Origin of the sequence: Lentzea waywayandensis (genome assembly GCF_900115955.1) — a bacterium.
Taxonomy (GTDB): domain Bacteria; phylum Actinomycetota; class Actinomycetes; order Mycobacteriales; family Pseudonocardiaceae; genus Lentzea; species Lentzea waywayandensis.
Map to the genome: position 1 here is coordinate 225,079 of NZ_FOYL01000008.1, position 16,420 is coordinate 241,498.

At 67.7% G+C, this 16,420-nt stretch carries 16 protein-coding genes; 12 read left to right on the forward strand and 4 right to left on the reverse strand.

What is annotated here, in order from left to right:
- Positions 1-7: 7 nt before the first annotated feature.
- Together BM417_RS29010 and eat are read right to left on the reverse strand one after the other, a co-directional pair.
- Positions 8-817 (reverse strand): IniB N-terminal domain-containing protein, encoded by an 810-nt coding sequence (locus tag BM417_RS29010; RefSeq protein ID WP_093601120.1) that lies wholly within the window; start codon positions 815-817, stop codon positions 8-10.
- Positions 818-1,049: 232 nt separating this feature from the next.
- Positions 1,050-2,474 carry an ethanolamine permease gene (gene eat / locus BM417_RS29015; RefSeq protein ID WP_093601122.1) on the reverse strand — a complete coding sequence of 475 codons (1,425 nt, stop codon included), beginning with the start codon at positions 2,472-2,474 and terminating at the stop codon, positions 1,050-1,052.
- A gap of 111 nt (positions 2,475-2,585) precedes the next feature.
- On the opposite strand from eat, the gene BM417_RS29020 reads away from it, so the two are divergent.
- The 6 genes from BM417_RS29020 to BM417_RS29045 all read left to right on the forward strand — a co-directional run bounded on the left by BM417_RS29020 (position 2,586) and on the right by BM417_RS29045 (position 9,295).
- Entirely contained in the window at positions 2,586-3,926 is a 1,341-nt protein-coding gene (locus BM417_RS29020) for a glutamine synthetase family protein (RefSeq protein WP_093601124.1), read from the forward strand.
- The gene (locus tag BM417_RS29025; RefSeq protein ID WP_218164587.1) at positions 3,913-4,608 is read left to right on the forward strand and encodes a gamma-glutamyl-gamma-aminobutyrate hydrolase family protein; all 696 of its coding nucleotides are present in this window, start codon (positions 3,913-3,915) and stop codon (positions 4,606-4,608) included. The genes BM417_RS29020 and BM417_RS29025 overlap by 14 nt, the downstream gene beginning before the upstream one ends.
- Complete coding sequence (locus BM417_RS29030; protein WP_093601126.1) at positions 4,605-5,957, forward strand: aldehyde dehydrogenase family protein; 1,353 nt, start codon at positions 4,605-4,607, stop codon at positions 5,955-5,957. Before BM417_RS29025 ends, BM417_RS29030 begins: the two co-directional genes overlap by 4 nt.
- Positions 5,958-5,998: 41 nt before the next feature.
- Positions 5,999-6,766, forward strand: coding sequence for a 3-oxoacyl-ACP reductase (locus BM417_RS29035; protein ID WP_093601128.1), 768 nt, complete (start codon positions 5,999-6,001; stop codon positions 6,764-6,766).
- Between the two features lie 2 nt (positions 6,767-6,768).
- Complete coding sequence (locus BM417_RS29040; RefSeq protein WP_407656179.1) at positions 6,769-7,467, forward strand: FadR/GntR family transcriptional regulator; 699 nt, start codon at positions 6,769-6,771, stop codon at positions 7,465-7,467.
- A gap of 184 nt (positions 7,468-7,651) precedes the next feature.
- On the forward strand, positions 7,652-9,295 hold the full coding sequence (locus BM417_RS29045) for an AMP-binding protein (RefSeq protein WP_093601457.1): 1,644 nt from the start codon (positions 7,652-7,654) through the stop codon (positions 9,293-9,295).
- Between the two features lie 136 nt (positions 9,296-9,431).
- Here the strand turns inward: BM417_RS29045 and BM417_RS29050 are convergent, their stop codons facing one another.
- On the reverse strand, positions 9,432-10,136 hold the full coding sequence (locus BM417_RS29050; protein ID WP_093601130.1) for a hypothetical protein: 705 nt from the start codon (positions 10,134-10,136) through the stop codon (positions 9,432-9,434).
- A complete protein-coding gene (locus BM417_RS29055) occupies positions 10,133-10,447 on the reverse strand; it encodes a hypothetical protein (protein ID WP_093601132.1) in 315 nt (104 codons plus the stop codon). The genes BM417_RS29050 and BM417_RS29055 overlap by 4 nt, the downstream gene beginning before the upstream one ends.
- Positions 10,448-10,587: 140 nt before the next feature.
- Here BM417_RS29055 and BM417_RS29060 point away from each other — a divergent pair, with 140 nt between their 5' ends.
- The 6 genes from BM417_RS29060 to BM417_RS29085 all read left to right on the forward strand — a co-directional run bounded on the left by BM417_RS29060 (position 10,588) and on the right by BM417_RS29085 (position 16,331).
- A complete protein-coding gene (locus BM417_RS29060; RefSeq protein ID WP_093601134.1) occupies positions 10,588-11,079 on the forward strand; it encodes a GNAT family N-acetyltransferase in 492 nt (163 codons plus the stop codon).
- A 76-nt stretch (positions 11,080-11,155) separates the two neighbouring features.
- A complete protein-coding gene (thrS, locus tag BM417_RS29065; protein WP_093601459.1) occupies positions 11,156-13,162 on the forward strand; it encodes a threonine--tRNA ligase in 2,007 nt (668 codons plus the stop codon).
- Positions 13,159-13,707 carry an HIT family protein gene (locus tag BM417_RS29070; RefSeq protein WP_093601136.1) on the forward strand — a complete coding sequence of 183 codons (549 nt, stop codon included), beginning with the start codon at positions 13,159-13,161 and terminating at the stop codon, positions 13,705-13,707. The genes thrS and BM417_RS29070 overlap by 4 nt, the downstream gene beginning before the upstream one ends.
- A gap of 56 nt (positions 13,708-13,763) precedes the next feature.
- Positions 13,764-13,943 carry a hypothetical protein gene (locus tag BM417_RS29075; RefSeq protein WP_093601138.1) on the forward strand — a complete coding sequence of 60 codons (180 nt, stop codon included), beginning with the start codon at positions 13,764-13,766 and terminating at the stop codon, positions 13,941-13,943.
- Positions 13,944-14,221: 278 nt separating this feature from the next.
- On the forward strand, positions 14,222-15,061 hold the full coding sequence (locus BM417_RS29080; protein WP_093601140.1) for a helix-turn-helix domain-containing protein: 840 nt from the start codon (positions 14,222-14,224) through the stop codon (positions 15,059-15,061).
- Between the two features lie 112 nt (positions 15,062-15,173).
- Entirely contained in the window at positions 15,174-16,331 is a 1,158-nt protein-coding gene (locus BM417_RS29085) for an RNA-guided endonuclease InsQ/TnpB family protein (RefSeq protein WP_218164588.1), read from the forward strand.
- The last annotated feature ends 89 nt before the right edge of the window (positions 16,332-16,420 follow it).

Genomic DNA, 16,420 nt, shown 5'->3' on the forward strand with positions numbered 1-16,420 from the left:
AATCAGATCAGAGGCCGAGGCCGAGGCCTTCGGTCAGGCCGCCGACGCCGTCGAGCAGGTCGAGGTCGGTGACGTCGCCACCGATCACGCTGCCGACGGTGCCGTCGACGACGCCGTGGACGGTGTCGTGCACGCCGCTGACCGGCGCGACGTCCGGGACGACCTCGTGGACCACGTCGGTGACGGTCGTGACGTCGGTGGTGACGGCGCCGAGCACGCCGGGCACGCCGTCGACGGAGACGACGTCGGTCACACCGGTGACGGTGCCGAGGACGCCGTTGACGTCCGCCACGCCGGTCACCGTGCCGAGCACGTCGCCGGTGCCGGCGAGACCCGTGACACCGGACAGGTCGGTGACGTTGCCGAGGTCGGTGACGTCGGCCAGGCCGGCCACGTCGCCGAGGCCGGGGACGACGCCGGTGACGCCGTCGAGGGTGCTCGACACGTCGCAGTGGCCGGACAGGTCGCCGGCGAGACCGTTGGCGGCGTCGAGGTTCGCGACGCCCGTGAGGGCGCTGTAGGACGAGAGGCCGTTGACGTCCGCGATCGAGGCGGCGTCGAGCACCAGCGGGAGGATCTCCTGGACGTCACCGGGGGTGATGTCGCTCAGACCGCAGGCGCTCAGGACGCCTTCGGGGTCGAGGTCGAACGCCGACAGGGCCGCCGGGTCGTTCAGGAGGTTCAGGGCGAACTCCTGCAGCGTGGCCGGCTGGGCCTCCGCAGGCGCGGCCGCCGGGGTGACCGGGGCGGCAGGGGCAGGCGCGGCGGGCTGAACGGGCTGCTGCGGGGTGGCCGGCTGGATGTCCTGCTGGATCATGGGAGTGGGGCTCCTACGGCGGTTCGGGGGATGTCGTCACGAACCGTATTGAGATCAACATCCCCTGGCATCGGGTGTGATCCCCAGATTTCGGGCGGCCGAGGTCCTTAGGGGCCGAAGGTCACCCGTTAGGGGGATGCCGCACCTCGTTAGGGGCACCCGCGTCCATCCGGACGCCGAGCGGCGGCACGGCCGACGAGGCCCGTGCCGCCGAGAATCAACGCTCGCCAGCTCAGTCGAGCTCGGCCTCCGCCTTGGCGATCGCCGCGAACTCCTCCTCCGGAGCGTTCGCGACCAGGTGGTGCCGGCTGTAGAACCAGTAGTAGGCGACGGCCACCACCACGATGCCGGCCGTCACAGCGGCAGCGATCTCGTCGACGAAGAACGTCGCGATGACCGCCGCCACGGCCAGAACCAGCGCCACACCTGTGGTCACCACACCGCCAGGAGTCCGGTACGGACGCGGCAGGTCCGGCGCCGTCTTACGCAGAACGATGTGCGACACCATCATCAGCACGTAGGACAGAGCCGCGCCGAACACCGCGATGTTGATGAGCCGTGCCCCACCGGTCACGGGGTCGACGCTCTTCATCACGGTCGCGAGAACGAACCCGATGGTGCCGGGCACGATCAGCGCGAGGTACGGCGTCTTGCGTTTGCCGGTCTTCGACATCCAACGCGGCAGATATCCCGCGCGAGACAACGCGAACAGCTGCCGCGAGTAGGCGTAGATGATCGAGAAGAACGACGCGACCAGACCCGCCAGGCCGACGTAGTTCACCAGCTGCGCCAGGAACGTGTCGCCGCCGTAGGCCGCGCGAACCGCCTCGGGCAACGGGTTTCCGGACGCCTCCAGCACCTTCGAGCCCGCGCCACCGGGAGCGACGAGCAGGATCGCCGCCGCGAACACCAGCAGGACGACCATCGCGCCGATGATGCCGCGAGGCATGTCCCGTTTGGGATCTCGTGCTTCCTCGGCGGCCAGCGGCACGCCCTCGACCGCGAGGAAGAACCAGATCGCGAACACGATCGCGCCCCACGCCCCGGTCACGCCCATCGGCAGGAACGAGCCGTCGCCGATGTCGAACAGCTTCGCGGAGTCGAACTTCGGGATCATGCCCGCCACGAACGCGACCAGTGCCACGACCGCGACACCGGTGATCACGAACATCACCCGCAGCGCCTCGCCGACGCCGTACAGATGAATACCGACGAAGATCACGTAGCAGGCGAGGTACACCGGCCACGTGGCGTCCAGCAGTCCGAGTGCCTTGATGTAGTCGCCGATGAACACCGAGATCGCCGCGGGAGCGATGGCGTACTCGATGAGAATGGCGATACCTGTGGCGTACCCGCCCAACGGGCCGAGCGCGCGCCTCGCGAACCCGTAGCCGGCGCCCGCCACAGGGAGCGCTGACGCCAGTTCGGCGAGACCGAACACCATGCACGTGTACATCGTCGCCATCAGGATCGTGGCGACCAGCATCCCGCCCCAGCCACCCTGGGCGAGGCCGAAGTTCCACCCGGCGAAGTCACCGGAGATCACGTACGAGACACCCAGCCCGGCCAGCAGGACCCACCCTGCCGCGCCACGTTTGAGCTGCCGATGCTCCAGGTAGTCGCTGCTCACCTTCTCGTACTCGACGTGCTTGGCCATATGGACTCCTAATAGTCCTTTAAGCGGTGGTTGAGGGTGGCGCTCGCCACCCAGTGGTGTCAAGATGGAGCCGCCAATGGCTCGCAGACATACCTTTGGAGGAACGCGGAGATGCTGACCGTCGAGGAGTTGCGCGCGGCCGTGGAGACCGGTGAGATCGACACCGTCCTGGTCGCGATCGTGGACATGCAGGGCCGCCTGCAGGGCAAGCGGTGCGCTGCGCAGTACTTCCTCGACGACGTTCTCGGGCACTCCGCGGAGGGCTGCAACTACCTGCTCGCCGTCGACGTCGAGATGAACCCGGTCAGCGGCTTCGAGATGTCGAGCTGGGACCGCGGGTACGGCGACTTCGTGATGAAGCCGGACATGGAGACGCTGCGCCGCGTGCCGTGGCAGGAGGGCACCGCGCTCGTCATGTGCGATGTCGTCTGGGAGAACGGCGATCCGGTCGTCGCGTCGCCGCGGCAGGTCCTGCGCAAGCAGCTCGACCGGCTGGCCGCGCTCGGGCTGGACTGCTACGTCGGCACCGAGCTGGAGTTCATCGTCTTCGACGACACCTACGAGCAGGCGTGGAACGCCGGCTACCGCAACCTCACGCCGTCGAACCAGTACAACGTCGACTACTCGTTGCTCGGCACCGCGCGCGTCGAACCGTTGCTGCGGGCCATTCGCAACGGCATGACGGGCGCCGGCCTGACCGTCGAGTCGGCCAAGGGCGAGTGCAACCCCGGCCAGCACGAGATCGCGTTCAAGTACACGACGGCGCTGCGCACGTGCGACCAGCACGCCATCTACAAGAACGGTTCCAAGGAGATCGCGGCACAGCAGGGCAAAGCGCTCACGTTCATGGCGAAGTACAACGAACGCGAGGGCAACTCCTGCCACATTCACCTTTCCTTGCGCTCCAAGGAAGGCGAGCCGGTCTTCGCCGAGGGCCACGGCATGTCGCAGCTGATGAAGCACTTCCTCGCGGGCCAGCTGGCCGGGCTGCGGGAACTCACCTACTTCCTCGCCCCGAACATCAACTCCTACAAGCGTTTCGTGAAGGGCTCGTTCGCGCCGACCGCGGTGGCGTGGGGCCGCGACAACCGCACGTGCGCGCTGCGGGTCGTCGGCCACGGCCACGGGCTCCGGTTCGAGAACCGGGTCCCCGGCGGTGACGTGAACCCGTACCTCGCGGTGGCGGCGCTGATCGCGGCCGGTCTGCACGGCGTCGAGCAGAAGCTGGAGCTGGAGGACGAGTTCGTCGGCAACGCCTACGCCTCCGACCGGCCGACGGTGCCCACGACGCTCAAGGAGTCGGCGGAACTGCTGGCGGGCAGCACCATCGCGCGCGACGCGTTCGGCAAGGACGTCGTCGACCACTACCTGAACGCGGCCAAGGTCGAGCTGGACGCGTTCGAGGCGGCGATCACGGACTGGGAGAAGGTGCGCGGGTTTGAGCGCCTCTAAGCCACTCATCGGCATCAGCACGTACCTGGAGCGCACCCGCTTCGGGCTCTGGGACGTGGAAGCGGCGGTGCTCTACCGCGGCTACCTCGACTGCGTGGTCGAGGCGGGCGGCAACCCCGTCATGCTGCCGCCGGTCGGCACCTGGAACGCCGAGACCATCGGGTTCCTCGACGGCCTGGTGATCGCGGGCGGCGCGGACATCGACCCCGCCGCCTACGGTGCCGAGAAGCACGAGCGGACCGGCGAACCGAGCCGCGCCCGCGACGACGCCGAGTTCGCGCTCGTCGAGGCCGCGCTGAAGCTCGACCTGCCGGTGCTCGGCGTGTGCCGCGGCATGCAGGTGCTCAACGTGGCGCTGGGCGGCACGCTGCACCAGCACATCGAAGGCCACAACGAGGCGCCGGGAGTGTTCGGGAGCACCAGGATCGAGGTCGTGCGGGACACGTACCTCCACACGATCATCGGCCCGGCGACGACCGTGCAGTGCCATCACCACCAGTCGCTGGACCGCGTGGCGGACGGGCTGCGCGTCACCGCGAAGGCACCCGACGGAACCGTGGAAGCCGTTGAGCTGGACGGTGCGCGGTTCGTCGTCGGCGTGCAGTCGCACCCGGAACAGGACATCGAAGACCTGAGGCTTTTCGAAGCTCTCGTGGCAGCCGCAAGGAGTAAAGCGTCGTGACCTTTGACGTCATCAACCCCGCCACCGAGAAGGTCGTGCGGTCCGTGCCGCACACCACTCTCGGCGACACGGACGCGGCGATCGGCCGGGCGCAGAAGGCGTTCGAGAGCTGGCGGAACGTCGCGCCCGGCGACCGGGCCCGGCTGCTGCGGAAGTTCGCGGAGACCGTCGACGCGCACGTCGAGGAACTCGCGTTGCTGGAGGTCGAGAACTCCGGGCACACCATCGGCAACGCGCGCTGGGAGGCGGGCAACGTCCGCGACGTGCTCCAGTACTACTCGGCCGCCCCGGAACGCCTGTTCGGCAAGCAGATCCCGGTCGCGGGCGGGCTGGACGTCACGTTCCACGAACCGCTCGGCGTCGTCGGCGTGATCGTGCCGTGGAACTTCCCGATGCCCATCGCGGGCTGGGGGTTCGCCCCGGCGCTGGCCGCCGGCAACACGGTGGTTTTGAAACCCGCCGAGGTGACGCCGCTGACCGCGATCCGGCTCGGCGAGCTGGCGCTGGAGGCGGGCATCCCGGAAGGCGTTTTCCAGGTGCTGCCGGGCAAGGGCAGCGTCGTCGGCAACCGGTTCGTCACGCATCCGTTGGTGCGCAAGGTCGTCTTCACCGGCTCGACCGAGGTCGGCAAGCAGATCATGGCCGGCTGCGCGGACCAGGTGAAGCGGGTGACCCTGGAGCTGGGCGGCAAGTCGGCGAACATCGTCTTCGCGGACTCCGACCTGGAGAAGGCCGCCGCCACGGCGCCGTACGGGGTGTTCGACAACGCCGGGCAGGACTGCTGCGCCCGGTCGCGAATCCTCGTGCAGGCCAGCGTCTACGACAGGTTCATGGAACTGCTGGAGCCCGCGGTCAAGGGCGTCAAGGTCGGCGAGCCCGGCGACGAGGCGACCGAGATGGGGCCGCTCATCACCGCGGCGCACCTGGACAAGGTGGCGTCTTACGTACCAGACGACACTCACGTCGCGTTCCGCGGATCGTCTCCGGACGGACCTGGTTTCTGGTTCCCGCCCACGGTTCTGACGCCTCCCGCCGGCCACGTGACGGTCACCGAGGAGATCTTCGGACCGGTCGTCGTCGTGCTGCCGTTCACCGACGAGGCCGACGCCATCCGGATCGCGAACGACTCCGAGTACGGGCTGTCCGGATCGATCTGGACGAACGACGTCGGCCGCGCGATCCGCGTCTCACGGGCCGTCGAGGCCGGAAACCTGTCGGTGAACTCGCATTCGTCCGTCCGCTACTGGACGCCGTTCGGCGGCGTGAAGCAGTCCGGTCTCGGCCGCGAGCTCGGCCCCGACGCGCTCGAGGCCTTCACCGAAGTCAAGAACGTCTTCATCGCTACCTGATTCCGGTCCAACTGATTCTGGCAACCTGAGGAGAACAAGAGATGGTGCAGCGACTCGAGGGCCGCGTGGCCGTCGTGACGGGTGGCGGCAGCGGGATCGGACTCGCGACCGTGCGCAGGTTTGCGAGCGAGGGCGCGAAGGTCGTCGTCGCCGATCTCGACCCCGCGTCGGGCAAGGCGGCCGCGGACGAGGTGAGCGGACTGTTCGTCCAGGTCGACGTGACCGACGAGGAACAGGTCAAAGCCCTGTTCCAGACCACTGTGGACACTTACGGCAAGCTGGACATCGCGTTCAACAACGCCGGTATCTCGCCGCCCGACGACGACTCGATCCTCACGACGGGCATCGAGGCGTGGGAACGCGTGCAGAAGGTGAACCTCACGTCGGTTTATTTGTGTTGCAAGTACGCGCTTCCGCACATGCAGGCCAACGGCAAGGGCTCGATCATCAACACCGCGTCGTTCGTCGCGACGATGGGCGCGGCGACGTCGCAGATCTCCTACACGGCGTCGAAGGGCGGCGTGCTCGCGATGTCCCGCGAGCTCGGTGTGCAGTTCGCCCGCGAGGGCATCCGCGTCAACGCCCTGTCGCCCGGCCCGGTCAACACCCCGCTGTTGCGGGAACTGTTCGCGAAGGACCCGGAGCGGGCCGCACGGCGCCTCGTCCACGTACCGCTCGGTCGGTTCGCCGAACCTGAGGAAATCGCCGCGGCGGTCGCGTTCCTGGCGTCCGACGACTCGTCGTTCATGACGGCGTCGAACTTCCTCGTGGACGGCGGCATCGCCGGCGCGTACGTGACACCGCTCTAGGGATGATGGAGCACGCGCAGGAGGCGTTGTTCCGCCCGGTGCGGGCGGGCAACGCCTTCGAGGAGACCGTCGAACGGCTCATGCAGTCCATCCGGCTCGGCGTCGTCGCGCCGGGTGAGCGGCTGCCGTCCGAACGGGAACTGGCCACCCGGCTCGGCGTGAGCCGGGTGACCGTGCGCGAGGCCATCAGGTCGTTGCAGGAGAACCATTACGTCGAGTCCCGAAGGGGACGGTACGGCGGCACGTTCGTCAACGAGGTGCTCCCGAAGTCCGCTCCCGGCAAGGAGTTCGGCGACCTCCACGACGTGCTGACGTTGCGGAAGGTGCTGGAGACGGGTGCCGCGGAGACGGCGGCGGGACGGTCGCTGGGGCCGGCGGAACGACGCGGACTGCGCGCGCGGCTGGAAGAGGCTTCCACCTCATCGCTCGTGGAATATCGGCGCAAGGACTCGCGGCTGCACCTCGCCGTCGCCGAGGCCACCGGGTCCGCCGCCCTCACCGCCGCCGTCGCCGAGTCGCGGATGCGCGCCAACGAGCTGCTGGACCACATCCCGCTGCTCGAACCGAACCTCGCGCACTCCAACGCCCAGCACGAGCGCATCATCACCTCCATTTTGGACGGAGACCCCGCGACGGCACGCCAGGCCATGGCCGAACACCTCGACGGAACCGCGTCGTTGTTGCGCGGCTTCTTGGTCTGACCGGTCAGACTCCCGCGAACGCAGCAGTGTGGAAGGTCGTGAACATGAACCAGATGACCTGAAAACGTTTACAAAGCCAAATGTCCCGTTGTCATGCACATTCCGCATGGAACAACACTTGGCGTAGGGCTTTCGGACGGTTACCGTCCGAAACCTCGGGGACTTGCAGCGCAAGGAGCTGTTGATGCCAGGGTTGCGCAAGGTGTTTCGCGACGCCATGGGCAAGGTGCACTCACTCCGTGTCTTGTCCGCCGCGGGCATGGTGAGTCTCACGAACGTCAAGATGTCCGTGCAGGCTTTGCGAGAGGTCCAGGTCTGGGGGCCGAACGTGACGGCGCTGCGCCGTTCCGTCCGGCTGAATCCGGACGGCGTCGCGATCGTCGACGAACGCGGTTCGGTGACCTACAGACAACTCGACAGGCGTTCCAATGCGATCGCACAGGGATTGCGCGCGTTGGGGGTGCAGCACACCCACGTCGTCGCGCTGATGTGCCGCAACCACCGCGGCACCGTCGAGTCGTTGCTCGCGTGCGCGAAACTCGGTGTGCGCGTGCTCCTGGTGAACACGGGATTCGGCGCACCGGTCGTCATGGATCTGCTGCAACGTGAACGCGCGTCGCTCGTCATTCACGATGAGGAGTTCACGCCGCTGTTCCACCAGCTGCCGCCGTCGATTCCGCGCTGGCTCGCGTGGTCGCGCGACGGACTGGACCGTCGCACGCCGACGCTGGACCAGCTGGTGGCCAAGGCGCCGCGCGGAGAGCTGGAACCGCCGCGCGAACCGGGTGTCGTGATCCAGCTGACGTCCGGCACCACCGGCACCCCCAAGGGCACGGCCCGCGAGATCAAGTCGGTGCTGACCGCGTCCGACTTCCTCGACCGCATCCCGATGCACTCCGGCGAGTCGACGTTCATCGCCGCGCCGATCTTCCACTCCGTCGGCTACTCGCACCTGACGCTCGCGATGTCGCTGGGTTCGCGCGCGGTGCTGCACCGCCGTTTCGACCCGCGCAAGACGCTGTGGTCGGTGCAGGGCCAGCGCTGCACGACGCTCGTGCTGGTGCCGACGATGCTGCAACGGATCATGGAGCTCGAACGCCATGTGCTCGGCTCGTTCGACCTGTCGCACCTGAGGGTCGTGTTCTCCTCCGGCGCGCCGATCTCGCCGGACCTCGTCGAACGCACCCAGGCCGTGCTCGGGCCGGTGCTCTACAACCTCTACGGCTCAACGGAAGTAGCCGTCGCGACCGTGGCCACGCCGGAGGACCTGGCCGCCGCGCCGTCCAGCGTCGGCCTGCCGCCGCACAACTGCGTCGTGCGCATCTACGACGCCGAGGGCAACCGCATCACACGGTCGTTCGTGACGGGAAAGATCTACGTGCGCGGCTCGTTGACCGTCGACCTCTACACGGACGGCACGCAGAAGGAGTCCATCGACGGACTCGTCGCGACCGGCGACCTAGGCCACTTCGACCCCAGCGGCCGCCTGTACTTCGACGGCCGCGAGGACGACATGATCGTGTCCGGCGGCGAGAACGTGTACCCGGTCGAGGTCGAGAACCTGCTGATGACGCACTACCGCGTACGGGACGCGGCGGTGCTCGGCGTGCCGGATCCCGAGTACGGGCAACGGTTGCGCGCGTTCGTCGTGCCGGTCGCGGGCGCCCGGATCGACGTCCGGGAGCTGCGCGAGTTCGTGCGCACGAGGTTGGCGCGGCACAAGGTTCCGCGCGAGGTCGTGGTCGTGCCGCAGCTGCCGCGCAACGCGACCGGGAAGGTCATGCGGCGTCAGCTGCTCGCGATCCGGCTGGGACCGCAGCCTCACTAGAACGCGAGGTACAGGAGGAACGCGCGCCACCGCAGAACGAGGGGGACTAATCCAGCGGTGGCGCGCGTTCCTGGTTTTGGGGAGCGCGTGACTCACGTCGTCGGGGATCGGGTCGTGAGTCACGCGCTCGGTCGGGTCACCGCTCGAAGCGGTCGCCGGGACGGCCCTCACCGAACGGGCCGCGCTGGTCGAAGCGATCGCCGCCGCGGTCGTTGCCGCGATCAGGTCCGCGCTCGCCGCGCTCGTACATCCGCACGTGGCCGGGTCCGCCGCGGTCGTCGAAGCGGTTGGCCGCGACGGCTCCCACGATGCCGCCGCCGAGGACGAGACCCAGCAGGCCCACGGCGACCAGCTGGGTGGCGCGGTGACCCGCGAAACGCCTCGCCCGGCCACGGGGTGCCGGTACTGCGGCCGCAGAGGTCGGAGTCGCTGCCGGAGGGGGCGGAGGGCCCGCCGGGGCATCTGCGGCCGTCGCCGCCGGGGCTGCTGCTGGTGCGGCGGGAGCTTCTGCCGCTGTCGCTGCCTGCTGGTCGGCTGCCTGCTGCTGGGTTGCCTGCGGCTGAGCTGCGGCTTGCTGGTCGGCCGCTGGCTGCTGGGCCGCTGCCTGCTGCTGGGCTGCCTGCTGCTGGTCGGCCGCTGGCTGCTGGGCTGCTGCCTGCTGGTTCGCTGCCTGCTGCTGAGCCGCCGGGGTGGCCGGAAGCTCGGCGGTCGGATGCTGGCCAGGCGTGGCCGGTGCTTCGGCCGGCAGCGGGGTGGTGGCCTGGTCCGGTGCGGGCTGGGCTGCCCGCGGATCGTTCTTGGACGGCTCCTGCGGAGGAGGCGTCTGTCCCTGCTCGCTCATGTCCTCAACGATGCGCCGTTCGGCTGAGCTTGGCCTGACAGCCACCTGTTCGTTTCCTGAAGCCCTCCCGGGTCCCTCAGCGAGTTCATGACAGGCCTGGAACCAGCGAAAACGTGCCGCTGGTCGGCATAGGTCGCGCCGAAGAGCTCGTCGTCGAGGACGCCCGTCCACAGGAAGTGCAACGTCGTGCGCGTGCCGTTGCGGGCGTCTCGCCGTGCGTAGTGGTCGCGCAGGTCGACGTAGAGCAGGCGCAGTTCGTCCCGGTTGGACTCGGTGAGGCGGACCGGGCATTCGACGACCAGGTCGGACATGATCGATGCTCCATTCGGCGAGCCGGGAGACAACAGAGTGCTCGCCCAGGGCGCTTGGACGCATCCGAAAAACCACTCAGAAGCGTGTACGTAGGTGTCGCCGACGGAATCCGCTTGCGCCGACCGGCTTCAATCGGGGCATGGAACTCGTACCTCTGAGCATGGAGTTCGCCGCCGAGATGGCCGCCGCCGGAGCGAACGACGACGAGGTCAACCGGCTCACCGGCACTCACGGGACGTTCACGCTGGAGGATTACGAGGCGTACATCGAGCGGACCCTGAACGACCCGAACCGCTACACCCGTGCGATAACGGAGGACGGGAAGTTCCTCGGCGAGGTCGTGCTCACCATCAATCCGCACAACCGGTCGGCGGGTATGCGGATCGCGTTGTGGGGCGGTTTCGGCAAGGGCTACGGATCGATCGCGATCAGGCACGTGCTGGACCACGCGTTCAACGAGCGCGACCTCCACCGGGTGGACCTGGAGGTGTACGACTTCAACGACCGGGCCATCCACGTCTACAAGAAGCTCGGCTTCCGCGAGGAGGGCCGCCTGAGGGACGCCCTGCTCTGGGACGGCGTCTTCCACGACGCGATCGTCATGTCCATCTTGAGCACCGATAACATCTGATCCGCAATCCACATCTTCGAACGTAGGAGTCACCGTGTCCGAGTCGCGCCCAGCAGTCGCCCAGAACCCGCCGCGCGTGGTGGTTCCGGCTGGGACGACGGCGGGCACGGCCGTGCGCGAAGCCGGTCTGCCGGGCAAGGGTTCCGACGCGATCGTCGTCGTGAAGGACGCCGAGGGTCACCTGCGCGACCTGTCGTGGACCCCGCAGGTCGACGTCGAGGTCGAGGCCGTCGCCGCGGACACCGAGGACGGCCGCAGCGTCATCCGCCACTCCGCCGCGCACGTGCTGGCACAGGCCGTGCAGCAGCAGTTCCCCGACGCCAAGCTCGGCATCGGCCCGCCCGTGAAGGACGGCTTCTACTACGACTTCCAGGTCGAGAAGCCCTTCACGCCCGAGGACCTCCAGGCGCTCGAGAAGCGCATGAAGCAGATCATCAAGTCCTCGCAGCGGTTCTCGCGCCGGGTCGTCGAGTCGATCGACTCCGCGAAGGCCGAGCTCGCGTCCGAGCCGTTCAAGCTGGAGCTCGTCGACATCAAGAGCGACGTCGACACCAGCGAGATCATGGAGGTCGGCGGCGGCGAGCTGACGATCTACGACAACCTCGACCCGCGCTCCGGTGAGCAGGTCTGGGGCGACCTGTGCCGCGGCCCGCACGTGCCGACCACCAAGCACATCCCGGCGTTCAAGCTGACCCGCGTGGCCGCCGCGTACTGGCGCGGCAACGAGAACAACCCGCAGCTGCAGCGCATCTACGGCACCGCGTGGGAGTCGCAGGAGGCCCAGGACCTGTACCTGGAGCGCCTGGCCGAGGCCGAGCGCCGCGACCACCGCAAGCTGGGTGTCGAGCTCGACCTGTTCTCGTTCCCGGACGAGATCGGTTCCGGCCTCGCGGTGTTCCACCCCAAGGGCGGCATCATCCGCAAGGCGATGGAGGACTACTCCCGCCAGCGCCACACCGAGGCGGGCTACGAGTTCGTCTACTCGCCGCACATCACCAAGGGCAAGCTGTTCGAGGTCTCCGGTCACCTGGACTGGTACAAGGACGGCATGTACCCGGCGATGCACCTCGACGCCGAGATGAACGAGGACGGCACGGTCCGCAAGCCCGGCCAGGACTACTACCTCAAGCCGATGAACTGCCCGTTCCACGACCTGATCTTCAAGTCGCGCGGCCGTTCCTACCGCGAGCTGCCGCTGCGCATGTTCGAGTTCGGCTCGGTCTACCGCTACGAGAAGTCCGGCGTGGTGCACGGCCTGACCAGGGTGCGCGGCATGACGCAGGACGACGCGCACATCTTCTGCGCCCGCGACCAGGTCCGCGACGAGCTGAAGTCGCTGCTGACGTTCGTGCTCGACCTGCTGCGCGACTACGGCCTGGACGACTTCTACCTGGAGCTCTCCACCAAGAACCCGGAGAAGTTCGTCGGACCGGACGACATCTGGGAGGAGGCGACCGCGACGCTCGCCTCGGTCGCCGAGGAGTCGGGTCTCGAGCTCGTGCCCGACCCCGGTGGCGCCGCGTTCTACGGCCCGAAGATCTCCGTGCAGGCGCGGGACGCGCTCGGCCGCACCTGGCAGATGTCGACCATCCAGCTCGACTTCATGCTGCCCGAGAAGTTCGAACTGGAGTACACCGGCCCGGACGGCTCCCGCCAGCGCCCGGTCATGATCCACCGCGCGCTGTTCGGCACGGTCGAGCGCTTCTTCGGCGTGCTGACCGAGCACTACGCGGGTGCGTTCCCGGCGTGGCTGGCGCCGGTGCAGGTCATGGGCATCCCGGTGACGTCCGAGAACGCCGACCACCTGTTCGCGGTGCGCGAGGTGCTCAAGAAGGCCGGCATCCGGGTCGACGTCGACGCGTCGGACGACCGCATGCAGAAGAAGATCCGCAACCACACCATGCAGAAGGTGCCGTTCATGCTCCTGGCCGGTGCCAAGGACGTGGAGGCCAACGCGGTGTCGTTCCGGTTCCGCGACGGCACGCAGATCAACGGCGTGCCGGTGGAGCGGGCCGTCGAGCAGATCGTCGACTGGGTCGGCCGCCGCGAGAACGCCTCGCCCACGGCGGAACTGCTCTCGTGACGCCTGAGTTCTCCGAGCAGGACGGTGTGGGGGTCCACGACGCGTTGCAGCGTCTGTGGACCCCGCACCGCCTGTCGTACGTCCAGGGCGCGGGCAAGGCCCACGGCGACGAGCCGGAGGGCTGCCCGTTCTGCCGGGTCGTGTCCCTGGACGACGAGGCGGGGCTGATCATCGCGCGCGGGGCCGAGGTCTTCGCGCTGCTGAACCTGTACCCGTACAACCCCGGCCACCTGATGGTGCTGCCGTACCGGCACGTGGCGGACTACACCGAGCTCGCGGCCTCCGAGACCGCGGAGCTCGCCGCGTTCACGCAGAAGGCCATGAAGGTCGCGCGGCACGTGGCGTCGCCGCACGGGTTCAACATCGGCATGAACCAGGGCGTCGTGGCCGGCGCCGGGATCGCCGCCCACCTGCACCAGCACGTGGTGCCCCGGTGGGGCGGGGACGCGAACTTCATGCCGGTCATCGGGCACACCAAGGTGCTGCCGCAGCTGCTGGGGGAGACCCGTCAGCTGCTGTCCGACGGCTGGAAGGCCGTCGACTGATCGTTTCGCGGTCTCTATCTGTTGACTTTCGATAGATCGCGAGTGATAGTCGATCTATGCCTAGACTGCTGCTGCCCTTGGCGGGCTGTGTGCTCCTCGTCGCGCTCGGAGTCGGCGCGATCATGTACGCCGACCACGACGACGCCCCCGGTCTGGGGCTCATCGGGTTCGTGCTGATTTTCGGTGCCATCGGTCTCGGTGTTCGCGCGGTAATGCGGGCTAAACGAGGCGTTTAGTCGGCGTGTTCATGATTGAAAGCCGTACTAATTGTTGGACAAAAGAGTGACAAAAACCACTCACGTTGTCCGCGCTGGACAAACAAGGTTGTTTCCGCATGGGGTGGAATAGCTTTCGGTTACATCTTTCGGGTGCATTTCTCCAGTCGATCGAGACGTAACACCAGCACAAAGCGATTCCAGGTAGGTGAGATCACCCACCTGGAGGTGTCAACTGCGAGTCAAGTCCCCGCCTATGGCCGATCGTCTCACCGTGTGCGAATGGTTACGGTGCGAACATGACCGCACCTGAGCGTTCGCGATTAGCGAGAGAGCGGCTTTCGCGTGAACTACGCCGGTTGCGCACCGAGGCGAAGATGACCGGCACGGCCACCGCCCGTGCCACCGGGATGAGCCAGTCAAAGCTGTCGAAGATCGAGAACGGCATGCTGCTCCCGTCCGTGACGGATGTGGAGCGTCTTGTGGCGGAACTGGCCGCCGCGAGAGAGACGCGCATCGAACTGGTCGAACTCGCCAGGTCGCTGCACGCGGAGGCGGAAACCCGCCGCGTCGTGCTGCACCGAGGAGCGCACCGCCACCAGCAGACGATCAGCCGCGTGGAGGCGCGGGCCGCGACATCGAGGTTCTTCCAGGTCAACCTGGTACCCGCGTTGCTGCAGTCCGAGTCCTACCTGCGGATCGTGCTGGGGACGATGCCGCATTCGGAGCAGGAGGCCGCGGTGGCCGCCCTGCGCACCCGCCGTGCCCGGATGGACGACCTGGCGAAGCAGTTCGTGTTCGTGCTCTCCGAAAGCGCGCTGCGCTGGCGGATGGGCTCGCCCGAGCTGATGGCGGAACAGGTCGAGCACCTGGCCGCGATCCAGCGCCGCCCGAACGTCCGTCTCGGCGTGATCCCGTGGTCGGCGGACGCGAACGTGGTCGCCCTGCACGGTTTCCACATCTACGACGAGCGCGTCGTCACGGTCAGCGTGCTGACCGGCAACGCCACCATCACCGACCCGCTGGACGTGCGCGAGTACCTCGCGTTGTTCGGGCGGTTGGAGCGGCTGGCGGTGCGAGGGGAGGAGTTGCAGGCGCTGCTGAAGCGCATCGCCGAGGACCACCGCCGGCTCGGCTAGCGAAGGTTTCACAGAGGGGGTCTCGCGGGTGCCATGTCACCCGCGAGCCAGGTATGGGATGGAGATCCAGCGGGCCGATCGCCCTCGAACGTGTGTTCGCTAGGCTTGATCTGTGAAGATCGTGGTGCAGGTGAAGCTGGTGCCGGATGCCGTGCAGGCATCGGCGCTGGCGGAGACCCTGTCCACGGCGAATGATGCGGTGAACTGGGTGTCGGGTGTGGGGTTCGCGCACCACGGGCACAGGATGTCGGTTCGGGACCTGCGGACACTGTGTTACCACGAGTTGAAGGCACGTGGGTTGGGTGCGCAGGCCGCGCAGCACGTGATCAAACGTGTGGCCGACGCCTGCACCACCCTGCGGGCGAACATCCGCAATGGGAACCTGGGAGGCCCGAGGTCCAAGCGTCGAGTCAAGGCGGAGTCGAAGCCGGTCCGATTTCGTCCGGACGCGGCGCACACCTTCGACGACCGCTGTCTGTCCTGGCAGATCGATGCAGGGACGGTATCGATCTGGACCGTGCGCGGCAGGCTGAAGAATTTGCGGTTCATCGGGTCGGCCGGACAGTTGAAGACGCTGCGGGAACATCGTCATGGCGAGTCCGACCTCGTCTGTCGGGACGGTCTGTGGTTCCTGATCGCCACTTGCGACATCCCCGAACCGGACCTGATCGAACCGACTGACTGGATCGGCGTGGACCGTGGCATCGTCAACCTCGCGACCACTTCGGACGGTGACAACCACTCCGGTCGTCGCCTTGGTCGTTACCGGCGGTGGCATACCCGCAAGCGCGCCGAGTTGCAGGCCAGACGCACCTGTTCGGCTGCACGGAGGCTGAAAAGGCGGGCGAGGAAGGAAGCCCGTCACGCCCGGCATGTCAATCACCGCATCGCCGGCGAGATAGTGGCTGTTGCCCAACGCACCGGTCGTGGTGTCGCCCTGGAGGAGCTGGGTGGCATCCGCGACCGGGTCACGGTTGCGCGGCACCAGCGAGCCACTCACTCGTCCTGGCCATTCCACCAGCTCGGCGATTTCATCACCTACAAGGCGCGCCGCGCCGGTGTGCCGGTGCTCGTGGTCGACGCGCGGTACACGAGCCAGACGTGCCCGCGCTGCGGACACGTGTCTCGATCCAACCGTTCCACCAGAGACCACTTTCGTTGTTGTCGGTGCGGTCTCGCTGGACCCGCCGACGTCGTCGCCGCTGTGAACGTCCGTAACCGGGCCCGGCGCGCGTGGGTATTTGTCAGCATGCCCGCACCCGTTCCCTAACGGAGACAGGTGGATGCGTACCGCACACGACAGCCAGCCGTGCACGGGAACGCGACCCGGCTTGAGGGACCGAGTACCAAGCTCGGCCC